The 25636-nt window shown below is 66.1% G+C and carries 24 protein-coding genes and 1 riboswitch; of the genes, 15 read left to right on the top strand and 9 right to left on the bottom strand.

Annotated features, from left to right (window positions below; all coding sequences use genetic code 11):
* Positions 1–31: 31 nt before the first annotated feature.
* Positions 32–1276, bottom strand: a complete 1245-nt coding sequence (locus tag IF803_RS29275) for an MFS transporter (protein WP_461194470.1) — start codon at positions 1274–1276, stop codon at positions 32–34.
* A gap of 293 nt (positions 1277–1569) precedes the next feature.
* Positions 1570–2061: a type II toxin-antitoxin system HicB family antitoxin gene (locus IF803_RS29270; RefSeq protein ID WP_461194469.1), complete on the bottom strand. Its 492-nt coding sequence runs from the start codon at positions 2059–2061 to the stop codon at positions 1570–1572.
* 86 nt (positions 2062–2147) lie between these two features.
* Between IF803_RS29270 and IF803_RS29265 the strand changes: the two genes are divergently transcribed.
* A complete protein-coding gene (locus IF803_RS29265) occupies positions 2148–3020 on the top strand; it encodes a protein-L-isoaspartate O-methyltransferase family protein (protein ID WP_461194468.1) in 873 nt (290 codons plus the stop codon).
* A 6-nt stretch (positions 3021–3026) separates the two neighbouring features.
* Here IF803_RS29265 and IF803_RS29260 read toward each other — a convergent pair whose 3' ends face one another.
* On the bottom strand, positions 3027–3701 hold the full coding sequence (locus IF803_RS29260) for a DUF938 domain-containing protein (RefSeq protein ID WP_461194466.1): 675 nt from the start codon (positions 3699–3701) through the stop codon (positions 3027–3029).
* A gap of 402 nt (positions 3702–4103) precedes the next feature.
* On the opposite strand from IF803_RS29260, the gene soxX reads away from it, so the two are divergent.
* From soxX to IF803_RS29220, 8 genes are all read left to right on the top strand, one after another.
* Positions 4104–4394, top strand: a complete 291-nt coding sequence (gene soxX, locus IF803_RS29255; protein WP_051448082.1) for a sulfur oxidation c-type cytochrome SoxX — start codon at positions 4104–4106, stop codon at positions 4392–4394.
* 32 nt (positions 4395–4426) lie between these two features.
* On the top strand, positions 4427–4921 hold the full coding sequence (gene soxY / locus IF803_RS29250) for a thiosulfate oxidation carrier protein SoxY (protein WP_461194465.1): 495 nt from the start codon (positions 4427–4429) through the stop codon (positions 4919–4921).
* Between the two features lie 293 nt (positions 4922–5214).
* Positions 5215–5526, top strand: coding sequence for a thiosulfate oxidation carrier complex protein SoxZ (gene soxZ, locus IF803_RS29245; RefSeq protein ID WP_016848045.1), 312 nt, complete (start codon positions 5215–5217; stop codon positions 5524–5526).
* On the top strand, positions 5523–6380 hold the full coding sequence (soxA, locus tag IF803_RS29240; protein ID WP_461194464.1) for a sulfur oxidation c-type cytochrome SoxA: 858 nt from the start codon (positions 5523–5525) through the stop codon (positions 6378–6380). The genes soxZ and soxA overlap by 4 nt, the downstream gene beginning before the upstream one ends.
* Positions 6377–6691, top strand: a complete 315-nt coding sequence (locus tag IF803_RS29235) for a hypothetical protein (RefSeq protein ID WP_411784693.1) — start codon at positions 6377–6379, stop codon at positions 6689–6691. The genes soxA and IF803_RS29235 overlap by 4 nt, the downstream gene beginning before the upstream one ends.
* Positions 6692–6725: 34 nt before the next feature.
* Complete coding sequence (gene soxB, locus IF803_RS29230) at positions 6726–8474, top strand: thiosulfohydrolase SoxB (protein ID WP_461194504.1); 1749 nt, start codon at positions 6726–6728, stop codon at positions 8472–8474.
* A complete protein-coding gene (locus IF803_RS29225; protein WP_461194463.1) occupies positions 8471–8926 on the top strand; it encodes a DsrE family protein in 456 nt (151 codons plus the stop codon). The genes soxB and IF803_RS29225 overlap by 4 nt, the downstream gene beginning before the upstream one ends.
* Before the next feature lie 389 nt (positions 8927–9315).
* Positions 9316–10356, top strand: coding sequence for an MBL fold metallo-hydrolase (locus tag IF803_RS29220; RefSeq protein WP_461194461.1), 1041 nt, complete (start codon positions 9316–9318; stop codon positions 10354–10356).
* 172 nt (positions 10357–10528) lie between these two features.
* Here the strand turns inward: IF803_RS29220 and IF803_RS29215 are convergent, their stop codons facing one another.
* From IF803_RS29215 to IF803_RS29205, 3 genes are all read right to left on the bottom strand, one after another.
* Positions 10529–11344, bottom strand: a complete 816-nt coding sequence (locus IF803_RS29215) for an ABC transporter substrate-binding protein (protein WP_461194460.1) — start codon at positions 11342–11344, stop codon at positions 10529–10531.
* Between the two features lie 200 nt (positions 11345–11544).
* Positions 11545–12318, bottom strand: a complete 774-nt coding sequence (locus IF803_RS29210) for an ABC transporter ATP-binding protein (protein ID WP_461194458.1) — start codon at positions 12316–12318, stop codon at positions 11545–11547.
* On the bottom strand, positions 12315–13358 hold the full coding sequence (locus IF803_RS29205) for a FecCD family ABC transporter permease (protein ID WP_028343536.1): 1044 nt from the start codon (positions 13356–13358) through the stop codon (positions 12315–12317). The genes IF803_RS29210 and IF803_RS29205 overlap by 4 nt, the downstream gene beginning before the upstream one ends.
* Positions 13359–13470: 112 nt before the next feature.
* Positions 13471–13668: riboswitch (cobalamin riboswitch) on the top strand.
* 109 nt (positions 13669–13777) lie between these two features.
* Between IF803_RS29205 and IF803_RS29200 the strand changes: the two genes are divergently transcribed.
* From IF803_RS29200 to IF803_RS29190, 3 genes are all read left to right on the top strand, one after another.
* Complete coding sequence (locus IF803_RS29200) at positions 13778–16045, top strand: TonB-dependent receptor (protein WP_461194457.1); 2268 nt, start codon at positions 13778–13780, stop codon at positions 16043–16045.
* Positions 16046–16157: 112 nt separating this feature from the next.
* Positions 16158–16331 carry a hypothetical protein gene (locus IF803_RS29195; protein ID WP_016846987.1) on the top strand — a complete coding sequence of 58 codons (174 nt, stop codon included), beginning with the start codon at positions 16158–16160 and terminating at the stop codon, positions 16329–16331.
* 209 nt (positions 16332–16540) lie between these two features.
* On the top strand, positions 16541–17533 hold the full coding sequence (locus IF803_RS29190) for an ABC transporter substrate-binding protein (RefSeq protein ID WP_461194455.1): 993 nt from the start codon (positions 16541–16543) through the stop codon (positions 17531–17533).
* 17 nt (positions 17534–17550) lie between these two features.
* Here the strand turns inward: IF803_RS29190 and IF803_RS29185 are convergent, their stop codons facing one another.
* Entirely contained in the window at positions 17551–18798 is a 1248-nt protein-coding gene (locus IF803_RS29185; protein ID WP_304498305.1) for an ATP-grasp domain-containing protein, read from the bottom strand.
* 226 nt (positions 18799–19024) lie between these two features.
* Here IF803_RS29185 and IF803_RS29180 point away from each other — a divergent pair, with 226 nt between their 5' ends.
* Positions 19025–20263, top strand: coding sequence for an MFS transporter (locus IF803_RS29180; protein ID WP_461194453.1), 1239 nt, complete (start codon positions 19025–19027; stop codon positions 20261–20263).
* A 124-nt stretch (positions 20264–20387) separates the two neighbouring features.
* Here IF803_RS29180 and IF803_RS29175 read toward each other — a convergent pair whose 3' ends face one another.
* Positions 20388–20840 carry a MarR family winged helix-turn-helix transcriptional regulator gene (locus IF803_RS29175; protein ID WP_461194452.1) on the bottom strand — a complete coding sequence of 151 codons (453 nt, stop codon included), beginning with the start codon at positions 20838–20840 and terminating at the stop codon, positions 20388–20390.
* A gap of 78 nt (positions 20841–20918) precedes the next feature.
* Between IF803_RS29175 and IF803_RS29170 the strand changes: the two genes are divergently transcribed.
* Both IF803_RS29170 and IF803_RS29165 read left to right on the top strand, forming a co-directional pair.
* Entirely contained in the window at positions 20919–22715 is a 1797-nt protein-coding gene (locus IF803_RS29170; RefSeq protein ID WP_461194450.1) for a chloride channel protein, read from the top strand.
* A 166-nt stretch (positions 22716–22881) separates the two neighbouring features.
* On the top strand, positions 22882–24600 hold the full coding sequence (locus IF803_RS29165) for an N-acyl-D-amino-acid deacylase family protein (RefSeq protein WP_461194448.1): 1719 nt from the start codon (positions 22882–22884) through the stop codon (positions 24598–24600).
* Between the two features lie 101 nt (positions 24601–24701).
* Here IF803_RS29165 and IF803_RS29160 read toward each other — a convergent pair.
* Positions 24702–25636, bottom strand: a 935-nt coding sequence (locus IF803_RS29160; RefSeq protein ID WP_461194446.1) for an IS3 family transposase, incomplete at its 5' end; no start/stop codon positions are given.

The raw sequence follows: 25636 nt of genomic DNA, 5'->3' as shown, positions 1-25636 counted from the left end.
GGATCGAAGTGTCAGCAATTGGCAGCAGGAACTAGATGCTCGGATCCGGGATTTCTTCCACCGCGCGCAATTTCATACGTCGCTTGGCGAATGAAGCCAGCCACAGCACGGCAAGGCCGAGCAGCACAGGCGGGAACACCACCCAGTTGACGGCATTCCAGCCGTAATGCGCGAGCAGTTGGCCCGACGAGAACGAGCCGATCGCCATCATGCCGAACACGAGGAAATCGTTGAACGCCTGCACCTTGTTGCGTTCCTGCGGCCGGTGCGTTTCCAGCACCAGCGCGGAAGCGCCAACAAAAGCGAAATTCCAGCCGATCCCGAGCACGAACAGCGTCGCCCAGAAGTGCGGCGCGGTGACGCCTGACAGTCCGATCATCGCGGCCACCGCCTCCAGCGCCAGCCCGAGCGCGACGATAACGGGCGCGCCGAACCGCGCGATCAGCGAGCCCGTGAAGAAGCTCGGGCCGTACATCGCAACGATGTGCCACTGAATGCCGAAATTGGAATCGCTGACCGACAGCCCGCACATCTTCATGGCGAGCGGCGCCGAGGTCATCACCAGATTCATCATCGGATAGGCGATCACGCCGCACAGCGCCGCGGCAATGAAGCGGGGCTGTTTTGCGATCTCGAGCAGCGGGCGGCCGCCATGCAGGTCCGCAGCCGCAGGCTTCGGCGCGTCGACGCCCGAGAGCACCGCCATCGCCACCAGTGCGACCAGTGCCTGCATCACGAAGGAGAACGCGAACAGATAGGGCGGCCAGATGTCCATGGTCCACTGCACGAGCTGCGGCCCGAGCACGCCGGCGAATACGCCGCCGGCCATCACCCAGGACACCGCCTTGGGCCGGAACGCGACACTTGCGCCATCGGCGGCGGCAAAGCGGTAGGACTGCGCGACGGCGCCGTAGAGCCCGCCGAGGAAGGTCGCGCCGCAGAACAGCCAGAACGATGAGTGCAGAATCGCCCAGGCGCCGAGCGCGCCGGTGAGCGTGCCGCAGAAGGTGCCGATGATGAAGGCGACGCGCCTGCCATAGGCGCGCGAGATCGCGCCGGTCGGCAGCGTGCCGGCGGCAAGCCCGAGCACATACATCGAGAGCGGCACTGTCGCGAGCGAGACGTCGGGCGCCAGCGTTGCACCGACGATCGAGCCGGTGGCGAAGATCACGGCCGAATTGGCGCCGGTCAGCGCCTGCGCCGCCGCAAGCCGCCGCACATTGCTGCGCGCCCGCGCGTCGTCGCTCGCCTCATCGGATGCTGTCACGTCGATCATCGGTAGTCCCGCCTCGAAGCCCCGGCGGGAGCCCCCAATCGCCGGCACTATGGAGAGCGGGTCGAGGCCGATCAACCGGCGCAAACGGACCGAGGCCATGCAGGAGGCGCACGAGGGTTAGCCTGGTCGAATACTCACACTCCGGCGTCGTCCTGGCGAAAGCCAGGACCCATAACCACCGAGTCTTGTTGTGAGAGGGATCGCGGCCCCAGCTACGCGCAACCATCAGCATTTGGGATAATGGGTCCTGGCTTTCGCCAGGACGACGTCACGTGTGTTGTATCGCGCGTCACTTACCGCGCTGGCTTCTTGCCAGGCCGCTTCTCGGCGCGCAGCGCGCCGGTCTTGTGGACCTTGGAGCGCGGCCCGACGAGGTGCGGCTTGTGAACGTGCCATTCAAGCGCGAGCGTCGCAGCGAAACCGAAAAAGCTCGAACGGCTCATGCCGAGTCCGGCGGCATGCTTGTCGATCCGTGCGATCAGGCTCTTCGGCAAATAGACGTTGACGCGCTCGGACGGGTCGGGCGGATCGACGCCGACCATGAAGAAGGCGGCGACATCCGAGCCCTTCGGCGCCACGATGCGCTCGATCGGCGTCGGCTCCGGCAATGGCTTGCCCTGCTCGACCCAGCCATCGACGGTCTGCGCCAGCGTGTGCTCGGCGCGCTCGATCGCGTCTTCCTGCGATCGCCCCGCGGCGACGCAGCCGGGAAAATCCGGGAACCATGCCCCGAACGCGCCGCGCGGCCCGCGCTCCAGCACGGCCGGATAAAGCCGTCTCTTCATTCTGGCCTCCGTCGTCTGAGTATGCTATTTCACACACCTCGGTGTGTCAAATCACACAACACGCGACATCGTGGGAGACCACGGCAATGGACCCGCAAGCCGAACTCCGCATCGTCCGCGCGGCCTATGCCAAGCAGATCCTGGCCGCCGCCAACATCGTCGATGCGCGCCTGGCCGCGGCCTTCGCCGCCATTCGCCGCGAGGACTTCGTCGGCCCGGGACCATGGATGATGCTGCGATGGTGGAGCCGCGACTATGCGCCGACGCCCGATGCCGACCCGGTCTATCTCTACACCAACGATCTCGTCGCCTTGCGCCCCGAGCGGCGTCTCAACAACGGCCAGCCGTCGCTGCATGCCTATCTCATGCACCAGGCCGCGGCCGCCGCCGGCGAGCACGTGGTGCATGTCGGTACGGGCACAGGGTACTACACGGCGATCCTCGCGCATCTGGTCGGACCGTCCGGCCGGGTGACCGGCATCGAATACGATCCGGACCTTGCGGCGGACGCTCGCGCCAATCTCGCCGCTTACGCAAATGTCGAGATCATCCAGGGCGACGGCACGATTGCGCCGTTCGAGTCCGCCGACGTGATCTATGTCAACGCCGGCTGCACCCGGCCTGCCGCGCGATGGCTCGGCGGGCTCGCCGCCGGCGGCCGCCTGATCCTGCCGCTGACGTCGGATGAGGGATTCAAGGGTGGCGCTCCGGAGCAGGTGGCGCGCTCCGGCGCCGTGTTCCGGATCCGGCGCGAGGGCGCAGAGTACCAAGCGGACTGGATATCGCCGGTCGCGATCATTCCCTGCGACGGCGGCCGAGACGAGGCGTCCGAAAAAACGCTCGCCGAAGCCTTCGCCCGCGGCGGCTGGCAGAAGGTGACGCGGCTCTACCGCGACGCCGGTATCCCCGACGAACGTTGCTGGCTGCGTGGGCCAGGCTGGTGCCTGGCTTACGATTGAGCGCGGCTATTTGCGGGCGAAAATCAAAATCATGTTGTTGGCCGGCATCTCGAAGCTGCCGGCGAGCTTCAGCCCGACGCTCGCCGCAAGCGTCCCGAGATCGGCGATATCGCGCACGCCCCACTCGGCGTCGCGCTCGCGCAACGACGTGTCGAACACGGCATTGCTGAGCGCGGTGTGCTTGCCGCCGCGCTTGAACGGGCCGTAAAGGTACAGCCGGCCGTCGGCGCGCAGGTGCCGCGCGGCGCCGGCGAACAGGCCCTCGGCCACGCGCCATGGCGCGATGTGGATCACATTGGCGCAGAAGATCGCGAGCAGTTGGTCCGGACCCTTGCCGTCCGACGGCGCCGGCGACCAGGCCGGGTCGGACAGATCGATCGGCCGCGGCGGCCGGATGTTGGCAAGGGCGGCATGCGCGCGCCAGGCCTCGATGCTGCGCAGGTGCGCCGCATGGAGGTCGCTCGGCCACCAGGTGATGTCGGGCGTCTGAGCGGCGAAATAGACGACATGCTGGCCGGTGCCGCTGCCGGCTTCCAGCACGTCGCCGGATTGGCCGGCGAGGTAGTCCTTCAGGACGGTCCAGATCGGCTGATGGTTGCGATGGAACGCCGGCGCATCGAGCCGCCCGTCCGCCTCGACCGGTTGGCCGTCCTTGCCGAACTCCGCCACGAATTCCGCCACCGCGCTTCTCCTTACCGCTTCTAGATCAGGCCGCTCCATCAGCAAAACCGGAACCGGGATGCCGACACTGCTGATCCGTCATCCTGAGGTGCGAGCTCTTGCGAGCCTCGAAGGATGAATCGGCCGCGGTCGGGCCGTCGACCCTTCGAGGCTCGCTCCGCTCGCACCTCCAGCGACAACGGCAAGCCGTTGCGCGGGGGTGACGGGTCTAATCTCGTCTATGTCGCCCCTGACATTAACCCCATCACAACACTCCTATTCTCCGTGTTGCCAGCCGATGGCCTTTGTGCTTTCCACTCTTTATATTGCGATGGGATCATCGAGATTGAAGCCCGGGAAACGTCCTTGATCGCCACTTTCTCCAAGTCAGCCTTCGTCCTGGCGCTGCTGACAGGCACCGCCATGGCCGCGCCCGCGCAGGCCCAATCCGCCGCCGAGGGACAAAAGCTCGCCTTCGACCGCGGCAAGGGCAATTGCCTGACCTGCCACGTCATCAAGGGCGGCGACCTGCCCGGCACGATCGGCCCCGAGCTGAGCGGCCTGAAGGCCAAATACAGCCGTGACGAGCTGATCGCGATCGTGACCGACGAGACCAAGCGCAATCCACAGACGGTGATGCCGCCGTTCGGCCGAAACCGGATTTTGAGCGAGAAGGAAATCGACGCGGTGGTGGACTTCCTGCAGACGCTGTGACGCCGCAACCGTCGCTTGAGGAGATATTTTTGATGAACATCACGACCAGCGAATTTTTCAAAGCGCGCCGGATGGTGCTGAAGGGCGCGGGCGTCGCCGCGCTGATCGGCCTCGGCGTCATTCCGTTCGACGTGCCGCAGGCGCTCGCCGCCGCCAACGACAAATATCCCGAAGACGCATTCAAGCAGAAGACCGAGGCCGACGCGATCAAGGCGCTCTATGGCAAGACCGCCGAGCCGACGGACAAGGTCAAGATGGACGCGCCGGAGATCGCCGAGAACGGCGCGGTGGTGCCGATCTCCGCGACCACGACGCTGGCCGATGTCACCTCGATCTCGTTTCTGGTGAGCGAGAACCCGATTTCGCTGGTGGCGTCGTACAAGATTCCGGCGGGCACGCTGCCGACCGTCGCCAACCGCATCAAGATGGCGAAGACCAGCAACGTCACCGTGATCGTCGAGGCCGGCGGCAAGCTCTACAGCGCCAAGAAGGAAATCAAGGTCACCGTCGGCGGCTGCGGCGGCTAGTGCATATATGAGCGTCGATCGAACCCGCGAACTCGCTGTGCCCGCTCTCCCGCTTGCGGGGTCCGAGGCGAGCGAAGCTCGCTCTCGAGGTTGGGGTGGGGGTATCGCCACGATGGACATTCTTCGTTTGGAGAGAGCCCCCACCCGGATCGCATCTAGCGATGCGACGCAGCCGAAGCCTTGCTTCGGCGTTCTTCAGAGACGGCCGCTGAAGGCGGCCTATGCTCCCCCGCAAGCGGGAGAGGTGAAGCGAGCCCGTCGATGGGCTGTCGCGACAACAGAGGACTAAACCGATGGCATCGAGCATTCGCGTGCGCGCCACGTCAAACGGCGACACCACCGAGGTGCAGGCGCTGATCCAGCATCCGATGGATTCCGGCTTCGTCAAGGACGCCAAGGGCGAGATCATTCCGCCGCATTTCATCCAGCAGCTCACCTTCGAATATGACGGCAAGCCGGTGTTCGTCGCCGACTGGGGCGGCGGCGTCTCCAAGGACCCCTATGTCAAGTTCGCGTTCAAGGGCGGCAAGAAGGGCGACGATCTGAAGGTCAGCTGGGTCGACAACAAGGGCGCGACCGACACCACCACGGCGAAGATTCAATGACGCGGCGCCTCGCAATCCGCGCAACAATTGCCACGTTCGCGCTCGGTTTGCTGGCGTGCGCACCAGCGAGCGCGGCCGACAGCGTCGATCCCGCCGCCGACAAGGCGGCGTTCCAGAAATTCTTCACCAGCAAATTCCCCAAGCTGAAGCTCGAGGATTTCGTCAACGGTCCCTATTCGATGAATGAGGACCTGCACAGGCAGTGGGAGGAGAAGGAGCAGTTTCCGCCCTACGAGTTCTCGCTCGAAGCCGGCAAGGAGATGTTCGCGACGCCGTTCAAGAACGGCAAGACCTACGCCGACTGCTTCCCGAACAAGGGCATCGGCATCCGCCAGAACTATCCCTATTTCGACGAGAAGGAAGGCAAGGTCGTCACGCTCGAGCTCGCGCTCAACCGCTGCCGCGAAGCCAATGGCGAGGCGCCGTTCTCCTATGTGAAGGACGACATGGCGGCGCTCACCGCCTACATGGCCTTCACCTCGCGCGGCAAGCCGATGGACATCAAGATCCCGAACGATCCGCGCGCGCTGGAGGCCTATCAGAAGGGCAAGGAATATTTCTACACCCGCCGCGGCCAGCTCAATTTCTCCTGCGCCACCTGCCACATCCAGAGCCCGGGCGAGCGGATCCGCGCCGAGGTGCTGGCGCCGGCGCTCGGCATCCTGAACGCGATGCCGATCTACCGCTCGGAATGGAGCGGCATGGGCACCACCAGCCGCCGCTTCACCACCTGCAACAGCCAGATCCGCGGCGTGCCGCTCAATCCGCAGGACGACGAGTACCGCAATCTCGAATACTATCTGTCCTATGTCAGCAACGGCCTGCCGATTTCGGGTCCGGGAGCAAGGCCATGAGCGCGGCCATCAAAGCTGTCCTCGCAGCATCAGCCCTGCTGATCGCATCTGCGACCGGCGCCCTCGCCGCCTCCGAGGCCGACTACAAGGCGGCCTACGCCGCGGCCGAAGCCGCCAACAAGGAAGCCGGCAGCCTGCGCAACCAGTGGACCACCACCGCCTCGACATTATCTGCCGCAAAAAAGGCCGGTGAGGCTGGTGATTTCGACACCGCAGTCGCCAAGGCCACGGAGGCCGAGGCACTGGCAAAGGCCTCGATCTTCCAGGCCACCAGCGAAAAGGAACGCTGGAAGGACATGGAAGTTCGTTAAAAGCGCGCAGGCCAGGGGCCGCGCGGAGAGAATGATGATCATCCGCCGCCGGGAATTCCTGAAAGCTGCGGCCGCCGCAACGCTGACGGCCGGCCTGCCGCGCCTTGCGCGCAGCGCCGACACCGCCAGCGTCTACGACCTCGAACGGTTCGGCAACGCCCGCATCCTGCACATGACCGACACGCATGCGCAGCTGAAGCCGGTGTTCTTCCGCGAGCCCGGCGTCAATCTCGGCGTCGGCGCGATGGCCGGCCAGCCGCCGCACCTCGTCGGCAAGGCGTTCCTCGACCGCTTCGGCATTCGGCCCGACAGCGCCGACGCCTATGCCTTCACCTGCGTCGAGTTCGAGAAGGCCGCCGGCCGCTTCGGCCGGCTCGGCGGCTTCGCCCACCTGAAGACGCTGGTCGACAAGCTGCGCGCCGATGTCGGCGAAAAGCGTTCGATCCTGCTCGACGGCGGCGACCTCTGGCAGGGCTCGGCGCTCGCCAACGCCATGAACGGCGCCGACATGGTGGAGGCCGCCAATCTGCTCGGCATCGAGGCGATGACCGGGCACTGGGAATTCACCTATGGCGAGCAGGTGCTGCGCGACAATCTCTCGCGCTTCAAGGGCGAGTTCCTGGCGCAGAACGTGTTCCTGACCGAGGAAGCCGCGTTCAACGACGCCAAGGCGTTCGACCCGGCCTCGGGACGGGTGTTCAAGCCGTCCTTCATCAAGGAGATCGGCGGCCATCGCGTCGCGATCATCGGCCAGGCTTTCCCCTATGTGCCGATCGCGCATCCCAAGCGCTTCACGCCGGACTGGAAGTTCGGCATCCGTGACGAGGAGCTGCAGAAGCTCGTCGACGGCCATCGCAACAACGACAAGGTCGAGGCGGTGATCCTGCTGTCGCATAACGGCATGGACGTCGACCTCAAGCTCGCCAGCCGCGTCACCGGCATCGACGTCATCCTCGGCGGGCACACCCACGACGCGATCCCGATCCCGATCACGGTGACCAATGCCGGCGGCGTCACGCTGGTGACCAATGCCGGCTCCAACGGCAAGTTCATCGGCGTGCTCGATCTCGATCTTGCCAAGGGCAAGGTCGCCAATGTCCGCTACCGGCTGCTGCCGGTGTTCGCCGAACTGCTGAAGCCCGATCCTGCGATGCAGACGCTGATCGACAAGATGCGCGATCCGCATGTCGACGAATGGAATAGCAAGCTGGCCTCGGCCGACCGGCTGCTCTACCGCCGCGGCAATTTCTCCGGCACCGTCGATCAGTTGATCTGCGATGCGCTGCTGAACGAGCTCAACGCCGAGATCGCGCTGTCGCCGGGCTTCCGCTGGGGCATCACCACGCTCGCCGGCCAGCCGCTGACCATGGAAGACGTGCTGTCGGAAACCGCGATCACCTATCCCGAGACCTACGTCGCCACGATGACCGGCAGCCAGATCAAGGATGTGCTGGAAGACGTCTGCGACAATCTGTTCAACGTCGACCCCTATTTTCAGCAGGGCGGCGACATGGTCCGCGTCGGCGGCCTCGCCTACACCTGCACGCCCGGCGAGACCGTCGGCAAGCGCATTTCCGAGCTGAAGCTTGGCAACGGCAAGCATCTCGAAGCCGGCAAGCACTACAAGGTCGCGGGCTGGGCCTCGGTCAACCAGCAGAGCGGCGCGCCGATCTGGGATGTCGTCGCCAGGCATCTGCGCTCCGGCCGCCCGCCGAACCGCGACGAACCCGGCGTGACGCTGAAAGGCGTCGAGGACAACCCGGGCATCGCGAGGCACGGATGACGCGCCGCGCACTGATCGCGGCGCTCGGCGTTGCGGCGATCGCACTGGCGACGCCGCTCGCCCGCGCCCAGCTGGCGCCGTTGCAGGACAAGCCGTTCGCCGAGCACAAGGTCGTGCTGCAGCTCTCCGACAACGATCCGAGGAAGCAAGGCCTCGTCATCAGCGTCGCCAACAATCTGATGAAGCACTACGATCCCGACAAGGTCGCGGTCGAGATCGTCGCCTTCGGCCCGGGCATCGACCTGCTCAAGCCCGACAACCCGAACCGCAAGCTGGTCGAGAGCCTGGTCGCGCAGGGCGCGCGGGTCGACATCTGCCTCAACACCGTCGACACGATCGAGCGCGACACCGGCAAGCGGCCGGACTACATCGCCGCCGCCACCTCCGTGCAGGTCGGCGTCGCACAAATTTTGCTGCTCACCGAGAACGGATACACGCTGGTCCGTCCGTAACCCTAATCGCCGTCGTCCCCGACGCCACCATCGTACCGTCAGGCGTGGTGCACCTGATGGAGCTGCAGGAGCAGGGCCGGAGTTACGTGCGGCCGTAGTCGCGGCCGCCCAAATTGCGAAATATGTCCCGTCATCCTGAGGCGCGAGCGGAGCAAGCCTCGAAGGATGCACGGCCCCGCCCCCTCCGCGCGTCCGCCCCTCCTTCCCTGAAATATCCGGGCCGTCGAACCCTCGAGGCTCGCTTCGCGAGCACCTCCAGCGACAAAGGCGAAGCCTTTGCGCGGGGGTGACGGGACAGGAGTCGCACGGGGATGGATTTGCTTTGAATGGACCCTATCTATGGAATAATATCCTCCATATGACTCGGCCCGGAGAATAGGTAAGCCGTCATGATCTTTCGCCAGCTCTTCGACAGCGTATCCGGCACCTACAGCTATCTGCTCGCGAGCCGCGCCGGCGGCGAGGCATTGATCCTCGATCCGGTGCTGGAGAAGGCCGACCGCTACTGCAAGCTGCTGCAGGAACTCGACCTCAGGCTGGTCAAGGCCGTCGATACCCATCTGCACGCCGATCACGTCACTGGCCTCGGCGAGTTGCGCGACCGCACCCAGTGCATCACCATCATGGGCGAGCAGAGCAAGGCCGACGTGGTGTCGATGCGCGTCTCCGACGGCGACAAGGTGACGATCGAGGGCCTTTGCCTCGAGGCGCTGTACACGCCCGGCCACACCGACGATTCCTATAGTTATTTAATGGGCGACCGCGTCTTCACCGGCGACACGCTGCTGATCCGCGGCACCGGCCGCACCGATTTCCAGAACGGCAGCGCGCGGGCGCAGTACGATTCGATCTTCAACCGCCTGCTGAAGCTGCCCGAGGAGACCATGGTGTTCCCCGCGCATGACTACAAGGGCGACACCGTCTCCACCATCGGCGAGGAGAAGCGCTACAATCCGCGGCTGCAGGTCAAATCGATCGACGACTATGTCGAGCTGATGAACAACCTCAACTTGCCGAACCCGAAGCTGATGGACGTCGTGGTGCCCGCCAACATGCATGTCGGTCTGCACCAGGACGAACTCGCCAAGGAAGGTCTCTCCCTCAACGCGCGCGACGCCATCGCGAGCCTCGGCCGGCCCGATATCCTGCTGGTCGATCTGCGCGAAAGCGGCGAGCGCGCCAAGCACGGCACGCTGGAGGGCGCGCTGCACGCGCCCTATCCGGGGATTTGCGCCACCTTGCAGCCCGGCGGCATGCTGCGCGAAGTCGCGGCCGCGACCGGCCGCCGCGTCGTGTTCTTCTGCGCCTTCGGCGAGCGATCGGCGATGGCGGTGGCCGCCGCGAAGAAGGCGGGATTGGCCAACACCGCCCATATCGAGGGCGGCATCGATGCGTGGAAGAAGGCCGGCGGTCCCGTGGTGATGGGGTAAACGTCCAACCGTCTAGCCCACACGAAAATATGAGACCGTCACCCTGAGGTGCGAGCGGAGCGAGCCTCGAAGGGTGCACGGCCACGTCCTGTCCGCAAACATTTGGAGACATCCGGGCCGTGCATCCTTCGAGACGCGCTACGCGCTCCTCAGGATGACGGATGACGAAGGATCACCGCGTCACTCGCTGCAACTCTTCCGTCAGCCGATCCAGCGCATCCGCCAGCATCACGCCGCCGCAGACGGTGAGCCGCTCGGGCAGCACGATGCGCTTGCTTTGCGGATAGAAGCGCTCCAGCGCCGGATGCAGCAGGAAGGCGCGACCGTCATCCTCGGCGCGGTCGCCGGCTTCCGACACCAGGATGAAATCCGGCCGCAGTTTTACGATCGCCTCCAGCGAAGCAAACCCGCCTGCGCCGACGCCAAGTTCGCCGGCGGCGTTGGCGAGGCCGGCTGCCGCCAGCAGCGAGCTGACCAGGCTATGGTCGCCCGAGACAAAGCCGCGTCGCTCCAGCGGCAGCACACGGTAATGATGCGCGCTCGCCGCCGCCCGCGCATGCGCGATCGCCGCATCGAGGCGCGCGATCGCAGCCTCCGCGCGATCGGGATGCTGCACCACATCGCCCATCGCGCGAATCTGGTTCTTCACCTCATCCAGCGTGCGCGGCACCGTGAATTCGACGAGGTGCAGCCCGTTGGCCTTCAACAGGTCGCGGGTCGCGCGCTTGTCGAACAGGCTGACCACGACGAGATCGGGCTTGAGCAGCAGCACGTCCTCGGCCTCGCCGGACAGGCGCAGAAAATTTCGCGCCTTCTCGGCGGCCCAGGATTGCCAGGCATCGCGCGAGAAGCGGCTGAGACCGATGATCTGGTCCGGATCGGCCAGCGACAGCACAAGCTGGTCGCTGCAGACATTCATCGAGACGATGCGCGGTCCGGCGGCGGACGCGGCACCGGCAGAAATAAGCCACAGCAGAATCGCGACCATCACTCCACGATGAAGCGAAGCAAGATGGCCACCGTTGAAAAGGTGCGCCCCCTCTCCCGCTTGCGGGGGAGGGTTGGGGTGGGGGTTTCGCTGCGAGTCATATTGTGGAGAGAGCCCCCACCCGCTGCGCTCTTCGAGCGCAGCGACCTCCCCCGCAAGCGGGAGAGGTGCAGGAAGTTCGCGGCCGCACCCTGCGCACATCAGACGTCCGCCCACGGCACGATGACGGCTTCGCGCTGAAATTCGGCACGGTAGGCGCTGACCCGGAACACGCTGGCGAGGACGCTCTCCGACAATGCTTCAGCAGGCGCGCCCTGTGCGGCCAGCCGCCCCTCCGCGAGCACCAGCACATGATCGGCAAAGCGCGCCGCGAGCCCGAGATCGTGCGTCACCACGATCACCAGCACGCCGGTGTCGGCGACGTTGCGCAGCTTCTGCATCACGTCGATCTGATGGCGCGGATCGAGCGAGGCGGTCGGCTCGTCGGCGAGGATCACCGGCGCCTCCACCGCGAGCACCCGGGCCAGCGCGACGCGGCTGCGCTCGCCGCCGGAGAGTTCGGTGACGCGGCGATCGCTGAATTCAGTTACGTCGACCGCCTGCATCGCCCGCAGCACCGCCTCCATATCCGTCGGCGACAGCCGCGCCGGATCGGTCGCGCCGTGCGGATAGCGGCCGAGCGCGACAATGTCGCGCGCCGGCAGCGGCCAGTGCACCATGTGCCCCTGCGGCAGATAGGCAAAGCGCTTCGCACGCTCGCGCAGCGGCAGCGACGCCAGCGGATCGCCGCCGATCCGGATCTCGCCGTCGGAGGGAATCAGCCCGGCCAGTGCACGCAGCAGCGTGGTCTTGCCGGCGCCGTTCGGCCCGACCAGCGCGACCAGATGGCCCGATGGCAGCGACAGCGAGATATCGTGCAGCACCTTGCGGCTGCCGAGCGAGGCATTGAGCGCGGCGGCGGAGAGCAGCGTCATGCCACACCTCCGCCGAGCGCGCGGCGTTCGCGCATGATGAGGTAAAGGAAGAACGGCACGCCGATGATCGAGGTCAGCACGCCGACCTTGATGTCCGAGGTCGAGGGGATGATGCGCGCCGCGATATCGGCCGCGAGCAGCAGCGCCGAGCCGGTGAGCGCGCTCGGCACCAAGAGCCGCGCCGGATCGTGACCGATCAGCGGACGCATCAGATGCGGCGCGACGAGGCCGATGAAACCGATCGTGCCGGTGACCGCGACCGCGCCGCCGACGCCGAGCGCTACGCCCGTGATGACGAGTAGCCGCAACCGCCCGACATCGACGCCGAGGCTCTGCGCCGCCTCCTCGCCAAGCGTCAGCGCGCGGAAGGCGTTCGCCTGGCTGAGCAGGATGGCGGCGCCCGCGACGATGAAGGGCAGTGCCAGCGCCACGTGCTGGAAGCTGCGGTCCTCCAGCGAGCCGAGCAGCCAGAACGCGATCTCCAACACCACGAACGGATTGCTCGAGAGATTCATCACCAGCGCCGTCGCCGCCCCCGCAAAGCTCGAGATCGCAAGCCCGGCGAGGATCAGGATCAAGAGCCCGGCATTGCGGCCGGCGATCGCAAGCAGCGCGAACACCGAGCCGAAGGCGGCGATGATCGCCACCACCGGCAGCGCATAGGAGCGCACATCGGCGAGGCCCAGCGCGATCACCAGCACCGCGCCGAAGGCCGCCGATTGCGGCGCGCCGAACAGCGACGGCGAGGCCAGCGGATTACGCAGCAGCCCTTGCAGCGCCGCACCGGACAGCCCGAGAATAGCGCCGATCGCGAATGCCAGGATGGTGCGCGGCAGGCGGATCTCGCGCACGATCACCTGCGCCACATCGCTGCCGCCGCCGAACAGCGCCTCGATCACCGCAAGCGGCGACAGCCGCACCGGCCCGATGCCGAGCGAGATCAGCAGCAGCAGGACCACGAGCGCGAGCAGCGCCGCGGTGGCGCCCCACCGGCGTCGCGCCGCGACCTCGGCCGCCAAGGCAAAATCCTGCACGCTCATTGAATCCATGCTCTTACAGCGATCGCCGTGGCAGACAAGCGACACTCGACAAAAACCGTGGCCGCCCGGCCGCCGCCCGACTTCGGCCGGATTGACTTTGCTGCCCGGCCGAACCCTAGATGAACATGACGGTTCTTTCATGAGATGAAAAGGGAATGCGGTACGGGGAAACTTCCCCAACGCCGCGGCTGCCCCCGCAACTGTATGCGGTGAATCCTTCGTCACAGGCCACTGGGAATCTCGGTCCTGGGAAGGCGACGAAGGGTAACGACCCGCGAGCCAGGAGACCTGCCGTCAGCCGTGGTCACACGCGAGGATGCCGGTCGGGGAGTACAGGCATGAGCTTCACCTGATGCCGTGAGCACGATGGTGAGACTGGTTCGCGGTGACGTGCCACTGACGTTGCCGAGGCCTCGCTTATGTTCTCCTTCTCTCTCGATCGGCGACACCGCGCGCTTCTGCTCGCGTCGACGATGATCGCGCCGGCAATCCTTGTCCCCGCCGCGCGGGCGCAGCAGGCGCCCGCTCCCGATCAGCTGCCGGCGATCGAAGTCACCAAGCCGGGCGACCAGAACGTCACGCGCGCCAGGCCGGCCGCCGACGAAGCGCCGGCGCCGCGCCGCCCGGCGCCGGGCACCACGCAGAGTAACAATGCGGGCAGCGGCAGCGGATCTGGCACGACAGCGACCGGCGTGGCCACCGGAACGGGTGGCACCGGCGGCGGCCGCCAGTTCGCCGGCATTGTCGGCGCCTCCTCGGCCGTGATCACCGCCGACGACATCGCGCATTCGCCGGTGCAGTCGTTGCCGGAGATCCTCGCGCAGGTGCCGGGCGTGCAGCTGCAAACGCCCTATGGCGGGCCGAACGGCGCCAAGACCTCGGTCGACCTGCGCGGTTTCGGCGCATTCGCGACCGACAACACGCTGTTCCTGCTCAACGGCCGCCGCCTTAACGACGTCGACAAGGCCGGCTTCGACCTCACCACGATTCCGCTCGATTCGATCGAGCGGATCGAGATCACGCGCGGCAACAGCGGCGCCGTGCTCTACGGCGACAACGCGGTGGGCGGCGTGGTCAACATCATCACCAAGACCGGCGTCGGCGGCCCGCCGACGACGATGCGGGCCGAGGCCGGAGTCGGCTCGTTCAACACCCGCATGGCCGCGGTCTCCGCGGCGCTCAATTCCGGACCGTGGTCCTCCTCGTTCTACGGCAACGGCATCAAGTCCGACGGCTACCGCGTCAACAATGCGCTCGACCAGCGCAACGCCGTCGGCAACATCAACTACACCACGCCTGATCTCACCGCCTTCCTCACCGTCGCCGGCAGCGACCAGAAGCTCGGCCTGCCCGGCGGTCGGCTGGTCGATCCGTCGATCGGCGTCAACGAGCTGCTCATCGATCGCCGCGGCGCCGCGACGCCCTTCGACTATGCCAACCAGCAAACCGCCAGCGTCACGGCCGGCTTCACCAGGACGCTGATCAACGGCGTCGACCTCATCGTCGACGGCGGCTGGCGGCAGCGCGAGACGCAGAGCGGCTTCTTCGGCAAGGTGCCGACCATCAGCTTCGCTTCGACCTACAATGACGCCGCGCTGCAGACCTGGTCGCTGACGCCGCGGCTCAGCGTCAAGAATGTGATGCTGGGGATGCCGTCGACGATCCTGACCGGCATCGACTATTACGATTCGACCTTCCGCGAGTCGCGCGGCGCCTATCAGGGCGTCGACCCGTTCCACATCTACAATATCGAGCAGCAGTCCGTGGCCGGCTACTGGCAGCACACGATCGGCGTGCTGCCGACGACGGACTTCTCCTACGGCGCGCGTGTGCAGAACACCAGCGTCTCGGCGCGCGATCGCTACGACCCGAACGCGCCGTTCGCGTTCGACGCGCAGGCGGCACCGCTCGACAGCAACGAGACGCAATACGCGCTGCATGTCGGCGTCGAGCATCGCCTGACCGACACCTTCTCGGTGTTCGGCCGCGCGGCACGCGCATTCCGCACGCCTGATGTCGACGAACGCGTCGCGTCGGGTCCGTCATTCGACCCGCTGACCTTCGCCCCGATCCCGCAGACCTTCCAGCTCAAGACCCAGACCTCGCAGGACGTCGAGGGCGGCTTTCGCGTCAGGACCAACCGCTTCCAGGTCCAGACCAGCGTCTATCTGATGGATCTCGAGAACGAGATCCATTTCAATCCGGTGCTGTTCTACAACACCAACCTCGACCCCACCCGCCGCTATGGCTCGGAGACCAGCGCGGCGCTCAAGGTCAGCGACAGCGTCACCCTGCGCGGCGGCATGGCGATCACCCGCGCGGTGTTCCGCGAAGGCATCTGGGCCGGCAACGACGTGCCGCTGGTGTCGCGCTACACCGGCAATCTCGGCGTCACCTGGAATATCTGGCAGAACTATCTGGTGTTCGACGCCACGGTGCGGGCCTGGAGCTCGCGCATCATGGACAACGACCAGGCCAACACCCAGAGCCGGATTCCCGGCAACGCCACCGCCGACATCAAGGTGAGCGGGCAGTATGACCGCTTCTTCTGGTCGCTGAGCGTGAACAACCTGTTCAACGCGCTCTATTACGACTACGCCATCGCGAGCACGTTCACGGAGGGCCGCTTCTCGGCCTATCCGCTGCCCGGCCGCACCTACATGGTAAAGGCCGGCGCGACGTTTTAGAGCTATCCGGTGGGGCGAGGTGTGACCCCGCCGCACCCTCTCATCACGTTACAAGCGTCCGCAAACTGGAGTAGAATTCCGGCTGCTGATTTGACCCGTGCAGGGGAAACGCATGGCCAAGGCCGGAAAGACGAGCAAGGACGGCGCCAAGACCAAAGACAAGACCGACGACAAGTCGAAGAAGCCTCCGCCGCCCGCAGCGCTGCAGGACGATGACTATTACGAGGACGGCGACATCGCCACGCCGAAGCTCGACCGCTACGGCAATGATGACGAGCCATTGTGAGGCGCGGCAGATGTCCATCCAAATGTCCCGGGCGCAGTTGCGCGCCGGGTCGCGGGCGGCGGCCTCGTAGCTTGCGAGCTACCGAGCCCGGTTCATCGTCGCCAAGCAGACATTAGGTCGCAGCGGGGTCATGGGCTGGCCCCCCTTCCGGATTGGTTGCCGTGCTAGGCTCCGCATGGACGCTGGGTCCTTGCCCGGGGGGCGGTGCCATGAGGTTTGCGAAGGCGGTGCTCACGGTCTTCTGCATGATCGCGTCGACGTGCGAACCGTCCAATGCGCAACAAGCCCCCAGGAAAGTAGGAATCCTTCTCAACGGCAGCCCGTCGCCGCTCTTCGACTCCATCAAGAAAAACCTTCTGAGCGACTTCGCCGACCGCGGCTATCTCGAAGGCCCCGACATCGTCATCGAACCGCGATTTGCCGAGTCGAAGCTCGAGCGCCTTCCGGGCCTCGCCTCGGAGCTGGTCGGTGCGAACGTGGATGTCATCCTTGCACTCGGCGGCCCGGCGTCGGTGGCGTCGCAGAAGGCGACGTCGACGATTCCGGTGATCTTTGCAATCGTGACCGACCCGGTTGCATTGAAGCTTGTCGCCTCGATGGAAAAACCGGGAGGCAACATCACGGGCCTCACCAACCTCGATCCGCAGCAGGCCAGCAAGCAATTCAAAATTCTGAAGGAGGCATTGCCCGGAATCACGCGCGTTGCGATTCTCAGCGATCAAACGATCCCCGGCGCCGATGAACGCGGGCTCGCTCCGATTGACCGTGCCAACGAGGCCGCAGCCAAGGCCTTGGGGTTGGAGCCGCAAATCGTGAAGGTCAAGAGTGCGGACGATCTGGAGGCCGCAATTGCCGGGATGGCAAAGGAACGCGCGGAGGCGCTGCTGGTCCTGGAAGTGCCGGTGCCCTTCAGCAATCGAAAGCAAGTTGGTGAACTGGCCGTGAAGAACCGCTTGCCGGCGATGTTTCCCGGCGGCCAGGCGGACGCGGGCGGGGTGATCACCTATGGCGCCAACGTCGCCGATACATGGCGCGAGTTTGCGACGTTCGCCGACAAGATTTTCAAGGGCGCGAAGCCGGGCGACCTGCCGGTCGGCGTCGTCACCAGGCGAGAGCTGATATTCAATCTCCAGGCGGCCCGGGCCGTGGGCGTCGAGATCCCACCCGAGCTATTGAAGCGTGCAGACAAGGTCGTGCAGTGAATTCGCGGTGAAGGATACTATCGGAAATCGCCATTTTCGATCGCCTTGATGCTGCCGCGATCGAGCAGATGCGCGCCAAAACCGCCGCGCGCGAGCGATGAGGCGATCTGCGGTGATGCCAGCAGCAACGCCGTGGTCATCGCCAGCGGCACGGCACTGAGCCAGTCGAGCCGCACCGGCGTCAGCTCTTCACTGCTTCCCCGGTAGTGCCCTTCGCCCGCGGCGATGCGGCCGCATTCCCGGATCAGGTCACGCCGCGTACCATCGCGCGACGCACTGCCGAGCAGCGCCTGCATCGCCAGATGCGTCCGCACCCCGGCGCGGCCCTCGGGCAGCGGCGCCGGGGTCTCGCCGCGCGAGACGCGCAGCAGCAAATCGACCAGATCGACGCCCGACTGAAAGGCGTTCATCGGCTCGACCAGCCGGGGGTTGCAGTCGATCAACAGCGGCGTTGCGCTGTCGAGCGGCATGATGACGTCGACCGAGAGCGCACCGTGCCAACGAAGATGCGCGCCGATGGTCTCGAGGCCGGCGCGGATCGCCGGCCTGCTCACGCTCTCCTTGATCGCCTCGCCGCCGCCGACACCGGCCGCAATCTGGCGGTAGGCATGGAAGCCGACAAGCGTGCCGTGGCAGAACACCGACTGCGCCTTCTCGACCGTGCCGGTGATCAGATCCTGCGCCAGCACCTCGCCGGCAAAATCGTCCGCGGACTCGAGGTCGTAGAGCGCTCTATTGAGATCACCAGCGTCGCGCACGAACCAGACGCCGCGGCTGGCGGTGCCGACCGACGTCTTGACCACGGATGGAAACCGCACCGCCTCGCGCAGCTCCTCGGCCGAGTTCACGATCCGGGTCGTCGGCTGCGGCAGACCGAGCCGGTCGAGCAGACGGCTGAAGCCGGCCTTGCTGTGCACGGCGCGATAGCTGGCGAAATCCGGCAGCGCGAGGCCGGTACGTGATGCCAGCCCCGCCGCGGCGCGGGCGAACAGAAATCCCTGTTCATGCGTCGGCAGCAGCACATCGAAATGCCGCGAGGCCAACAGGCGCTCGACGAAGCGCAGGAAGCCGGCTGGATCCGACCGCAGCGGCGGACAGTGGTGGTATTTGCGGACGAAGCGGGAGTAGCGCGCCAGGCACCAGCGCGAGGGGTCGCAAACCTCGACGTGATGGCCGGCCAGTCCGAGGATCGTGATCGCCTCGCGGCCGGAGGTGCTGGAGCCCTCCGACACCAGCACGCGGAGCTGCTTTTTGGGGTCGATCATGGCCGATCATCGCCGTGCCGCCGCGCTTTGTCGCCGCATTTAATGCCGCATGTGTCGATCCGGCACGCCCGCGCCGGGGGCAGCCATGCGCCCGCGTTCATGGACAATTAGCGGCCAATCTCTATTTTCGGCGGGCCCTGCCGGGCATTTTGTTTGACGCGTTTTCTTCACGCGAACCGGTACTAACTTCGCTTGAAAACGCTATGGAACTGGGGTTTTCGACGACATGGTCGACGTTCTGGCCGCACCGCAGCAAGCGAAGGCCGACAGCGCGCTGCGCACGCTGACGGGGATTTCGGTCGCCCATTGGGTCAGCCATTTCCATATCTTCGTGCTGCCGATGTTGTTCCCGTTCCTGAAGCAGCAGCTCGGCGTCGGCTATGTCGAGCTCGGCCTCGCGCTGACGGTGTTCGCGGTGGTCTCCGGGCTGACCCAGGCGCCGATCGGTTACCTCGCCGACCATATCGGCGCACGCAAGATCCTCTTGATCGGACTGACCATCGGCGGTTGCGCGCTGATCGGGCTCGGCCTGCATCTCAGCTATACGTCGCTGATCGTCTGCGCGGTGCTGCTCGGCCTTGCCAACAGCGTCTATCATCCGGCCGATTATGCAATCCTCTCGGCTCATATGGACGAGGCGCGGATGGGCCGCGCATTCTCGATCCATACCTTTGCCGGCTTCCTCGGCGGCGCGGTGGCGCCCGCGATCATGGCGGCGCTGGTCGCCTCGATCGGCGGCCTCGGCGCGCTGATCGTCGCCGGCGCGGTCGGTCCGCTGGTGGCGCTGTTCCTGATCGTGCTCGGGATTCCCGATGCCGGCGCCAACAAGAACAAAGCAAAGGACGATGCGGCACCGAAGGCGAGCGTGATCACGCCGGCGCTGATGGTGCTGACGGCCTTCTTCACGCTGCTCAGCCTGTCGACCTCGGGCATCAACAATTTCGGCGTGGTCGCGTTGATGGGCGGCTACGGCGCGTCGTTCTCGACGGCCAATATCGCGCTCACCGCATTCCTCGGCGCCAGCGCGGCCGGCGTGCTCGCCGGCGGCTATCTCGCCGACTGGACCCACCGCCACAGCCAGGTCGCTGCGGCCTGCTTTGCGGTCAATGCCGTGCTGGTGCTCCTGATCGCGCTGACGAACCTGCCGCCCGTGCCGCTCACGCTGGCGATGGGGCTCGCCGGATTCCTCGGCGGCGTGATCGCGCCGTCCCGCGACATGATGGTGCGCAACGCGGCGCCCCCCGGCGCCGCCGGCCGCGCCTTCGGCATCGTCTCCACCGGCTTCAACTTCGGCGGCATCGTGAGCCCGCTGCTGTTCGGCTGGATCATGGACCAGCACATGCCGCACTGGGTGTTCGGCGCCTCCGTGGTGTTCATGGTGCTGACCGTGCTGCTTGCCCTGGTCACCGAGCGTAAGCCGCAGGCTTCGGCGTATCAGGCCGAGGCCGCCAGCCCGCGCGCCTGAGAGGCTTTCACCGCCGTCATTGCGAGGAGCGATAGCGACGAAGCAATCCATCTCTCGTGCTGCTGAGCTATGGATTGCTTCGCTCCGCTCGCAATGACGTGGATAGAGTTTGCGCGACGTGAATTCATTCCGACCGTCGCGACAGCACCTGCTTCAGGAGCGGCTCGATCCGCGACAGCTCATCGAGATGGACCGCCGACAGTTCGGCGAGATGATCGGCTGCAAGGCCGGTTAATTTCAGCAGCACCCGCCGCTGGTCGGCCGGATCCAGCACGCGCTCGACCAGCCCGGCCTCGGACAGCCGGTCGACCAGTTCGACCGTGGTGTGGTGACGAAGCCGCAGCCGTTCGGCCAGATCGCCGACCGCAACCGGGCCACCGCCCGGATATCCCCTGATCGCCAGCAAGGCCTGATGCTGCCGCGGCGTCAGGCCCGCGGCCTTCGCGGCATCCTGGCTGAACTCCAGAAAACGGCGGATCAGATAGCGAAATTGCGACAGCGTTTCGTAATCGCCCTGGCTGGGAACCCGCTTTGGGTCCTGCCTCGGCGATTTCGACGGTCCTTTCAACGCTGCCATTCGATGTCTCCCGCTTGTAATTATATCGCAATGCGATATGACGCCCCGCGTCCACTTCACCCGAGCCTTACGCCACCAATGAGCGTCATTTCCACCAAATCGAGCGCCTCCGCCAAGATCGGCGACAAGGCCAGCCACCTCCTGAGCGACTTCACCACCGATCCCCGCGTCGTGGTGATCTCGGCGATCGCCGTGTTCGTCTCCGCCGCCGGCGTGCTGGCCGGCGCGGGACTGTTGCAGCTGATCAAGCTTGCCACCAACATCGCCTATTTCGGCCAGTTCAGCTTCGCCGACCTGAAATTGCAGGATTCGCCGCTCGGGCTCTGGACCGTGCTGGTGCCGGTCGCAGGCTCGCTGATCATCGGTCTGATGGCGCGTTTCGGCAGCGAGAAGATCCGCGGGCACGGCATCCCCGAAGCCATCGAAGCTATCCTGCTCGGCCGTTCCCGGCTCGACCCCAAGGTAGCGATCCTGAAGCCCTTGTCGTCGGCGGTGTCGATCGGCACCGGCGGCCCGTTCGGCGCCGAGGGCCCGATCATCATGACCGGCGGCGCGATCGGCTCGCTGATCGCGCAGATGCTCCCGGTCAGCGACAACGAGCGCAAGACCCTGCTGGTGGCGGGCGCCGCCGCCGGCATGACCACCGTGTTCGGCACGCCGATCGCCGCGATCATGCTCGCGGTAGAACTGTTGCTGTTCGAATGGACGCCGCGCAGCTTCATTCCCGTCACCGTCGCCGCCGTGGTGGCAGCGGTCGGACGCACCTTCCTGCACATGCCCGCGCCGCTGTTCCCGTTCACCGGCGGCGTCGACATTTCGGTGCTGCAGCTCGGCGCCTGGATGCTGATCGGGATCCTCTCCGGGCTGCTGTCGGGCGTGCTCACCCAACTGGTCTATGGCTGCGAGGACATCTTCCTCAAGCTGCCGATCCACTGGATGTGGTGGCCGCTGATCGGCGGCCTGGTCGTCGGCCTCGGCGGCTTGATCGAGCCGCAGGCGCTCGGCGTCGGCTATGACAACCTCGCGTCGATGCTGAGCGGCGACGTCGTGCTGAAGGCCGCGCTGCTGCTGCTCGTGGTGAAAGCCGTCATCTGGTCGGTCGCGCTCGGCTCGGGCACGTCGGGCGGCGTGCTGGCGCCGCTGCTCATCATGGGCGGTGCGATGGGAACGGCGCTGAGCGGCTATTTGCCTGAAGCGAGCCCCGGCTTCTGGGCGCTGCTGGCGATGGCGGCGACGATGGGTGGCACGATGCGCTCGCCGCTGACCGCGACCTTCTTCGCCGTCGAGCTCACCGGCAACACCCATGTGCTGCTGCCGCTGATCGCGGCCTGCGGCACCGCGCATGGCGTCACGGTGCTTTTGATGCGGCGCTCGATCCTGACCGAGAAGGTGGCGCGGCGCGGCCATCATCTGGTGCGCGAGTACCGCGTCGATCCGTTCGCGCTGACCCGCGTGCGCGACGTCATGACCAAGGCGGTCGAGACCGTCGCCGACACCATGACGCTGCACGGCGCGGCCGCCTTCCTGACCAACCCGAAGACGGGGCACCCGAGCTTTCCCGTCGTCGACGCCAGCCATCACGTGCTCGGCGTGATCGACCCGCCCTCCGTGCTGCGCTGGCGCCGCGCCGGCAAGCATCGCACCGCGACGCTCAAGCAGCTGCTGGCCGGCAGCAAGATCACCGTCGCCTATCCCGACGAATATCTCGACCGGCTCGCCGACCGCCTGATGCAGGTCAACGTCTCGCATCTGCCTGTGATCTCGCGCGAGGACCAGCGCCTCGTCGGCTATATCGGCTGGAAGGATCTGATGCGCGTTCGCGCCAGGCTGCAGGCCGAAGAGACCCAGAAGACAGCGTTCTTCGGCGCGCGATAAGTTCGCGGCGGGTTGCCGGCGGAACAAATTTCCGCCGGACGGCAACGCTCGATCCCAGCTGGCAAATCAGCGCCAGCGCATCCCAGAGCTTCATCGGCGCTGGTTGACAGCATCAGGGGCTGACCCATGATGCCGTCAACCAAAAACAGCCTCGGGATGAAATGCCATGACCTCGACCCCAGACCTCGTGATCCGCGGCGGCACCATCGCTGACGGCAAGGGCGGCGACCTCTATGAAGCCGATGTCGCGATCACAGGCGGCAAGATCACCGGCGTCGGCAAGGTCTCGGCGAAGGGCAAGGAAGAGATCGACGCCCGCGGCAAGCTGGTGGCGCCCGGCTTCGTCGACGTCCACACCCATTACGACGGCCAGGTGACCTGGAGCCATGACATCACGCCGTCGTCGCAGAACGGCGTCACCACCGCGATCATGGGCAATTGCGGCGTCGGCTTCGCGCCGTGCCGGCCGAGCGACCACACCAGGCTGATCCAGCTGATGGAAGGCGTCGAGGACATTCCGGAGCCGGTGCTCTCCGCCGGCATTCCCTGGGCGTGGGAGAGCTTCCCCGACTACATGGAGTGGCTGTCGAAGCGCAATTTCGACATGGACATCGGCGCGCAGCTGCCGCATGCGGCGCTGCGGGTCTATGTGATGGGCGAGCGCGGCGCACGCCGCGATCCCGCAACGGCCGAGGACAACAAGGCGATGGCGGCGCTCGCCGGCGACGCCGTGCGTGCGGGCGCGCTGGGCTTCTCGACCTCGCGCACGCTCAATCACCGCACCTCGACCGGCGACTACACGCCGACGCTGAAAGCCGGCGAGGATGAACTGACCGCGATCGCCGGCGCGATGCACGGCGTCGGCCGCAGCGTGCTGCAATTCGTGCTCGACCAGAGCACCGTGCACGAAGACCTGCCGATGATGCTGCGGGTCGCGGAGAACACAAGGTGCCCGATCTCGTTCTCCGTCGCCCAGGCTGACAAGGCGCCGCGGCGCTGGCGGCAGACCATGGACACCATCAATGAAGCCGCCACCCGCGGCCTGTCGATCACGACCCAGATCGCGGCGCGGCCGGTCGGGCTGCTGCTCGGGCTCGAATTGTCGCGCAACCCGTTCCAGACCCATCCGAGCTATCGCGAGATCGCCAAATTGCCGCTGGCCGAGCGGCTCGCGCAGCTGCGCCGGCCCGAGGTGCGCGCGGCGATCCTGAGCGAGAGCGCAACGGCGACCGACGATCCGCTGTTCTTCCGGCCGAACTACGACAAGATGTACCTCCTGGGCAATCCGCCGGACTATGAGCAGCCGCCGGAGAACGCGCTCGGCCCGCAGGCGCGGCGCCAGGGCCGGCAGCCGGAAGAGCTCGCCTATGACGCGATGCTGACCGACGAGGGCCGCGGCATGCTCTATGTGCCGTTCCTGAATTACGCCGACGGCAATCTCGACGCCGTGCATGAGATGCTGCGCGAGCCGAGCGCCGTGCCGGGCCTGTCCGACGGCGGCGCGCATTGCGGCATCATCTGCGATGCCAGCTTCCCGACCTATCTCTTGACGCACTGGACGCGCGACCGCAGCCGCGGCGAGAAGCTCTCGATCCCGTTCGTCGTCGCGGCACAGTCGCGCAAGACCGCGCTGTCGGTCGGCCTGCATGATCGCGGCGTGATCGCTCCTGGCTTCAAGGCCGACGTTAACGTGATCGATTATGACCGGCTGCATTTGCATCCGCCGAAGGTGCATTACGACCTGCCGGTCGGCGGCCGCCGCCTGCTGCAGCAGGTTGACGGCTATGACGCCACCATCGTGTCGGGCATCGTGACCCAGCGCGAGGGCAAGGCCACCGGCGGACGCCCGGGCAGACTGGTGCGCGGCGCGCAGGGGATGAATTGAGAGACGCAGCGATCGGCGCGTAGCCCGGATGCAGCGAAGCGCAATCCGGGACAGGCCCATCCGCGGATAGTGAACTGCACCCCTGATGTGAGACACGATAATCAGGGACAGGTGCCGAGCGCCTGAGGCGGCTGGGCCGGTTGATGGGTTACGGGCGCGATGCGGGGCTGCTGCGCAGCAGCCCCGCATCGCGGTAAACTTGCTTCGAACTCGGCTGGCGGCCGATAAGCCAGGGCCGAGTGTAGCCGTTGGCGATTGTACACGTCCTCGATGAAGGCGCCGATTGCATTTCTGGCATGCTGCGCATCGCGGTAAGTCTGGCCGTTGACCTCCTCCTGTTTGAGGGTCTTCATGAAGCTCTCCGCCTTGGCATTGTCGTAGGGATTGCCGACCCGGCTCATGCTCGGGGCAATGTCGTGCCGCTGAAGTAGGTCGGTGTAGTCGCCGCAGGCGTACTGGATGCCGCGATCGGAGTGGTGGATCAGGCTGCCGGGCGTCGGCTGGCGCACCGCCAACGCCATGGAGAGCGCTGTAACCGCCAGACGCGCCTCCAGGTGCGTTTCCAGAGCCCAGCCGATCACGCGCCGGCTGAAGGCATCGAGCATGATGGCGAGATAGGCGAACTCCTCCTGCAGACGGATGTAGGTGATGTCCGCCACCCAGAGCTGGTCGAGGCCGCTCGGCACCATGCCGCGGGCGAGGTTCGGTACCACGCGCCAGGGGTGGCGCGTGTCTGTCGTCACAGGCACGAACGGCCGCTGCCGCAAGCACAACAGATTGTCTTCTCGCATCAGGCGCAGCACGCGTTTGCCGTTCACCGCCAAGCCTTCACGGCGTAACTGGGCGGCGATCCGGCGATAGCCGTAATGCCGATAGGCAAGCGCCAGCCGCTGGATCGCGTCCCGCACGCCGGTTTCTTCGGCACGTGGGGCGGAAGCCGCCCAGTGCCGGTAATAGCTGGCCCGACTGACGCCAGCCAGCACGCACATCCGCTCGATCGTCAGCTCGCCTTGCCGCGGGGGCATCGTCATCGCCT

Source organism: Bradyrhizobium sp. UFLA06-06 (genome assembly GCF_054820065.1).
The sequence above is the reverse complement of the archived record's forward strand: the minus strand, read 5'-3'. Positions and strand labels throughout refer to the sequence as shown.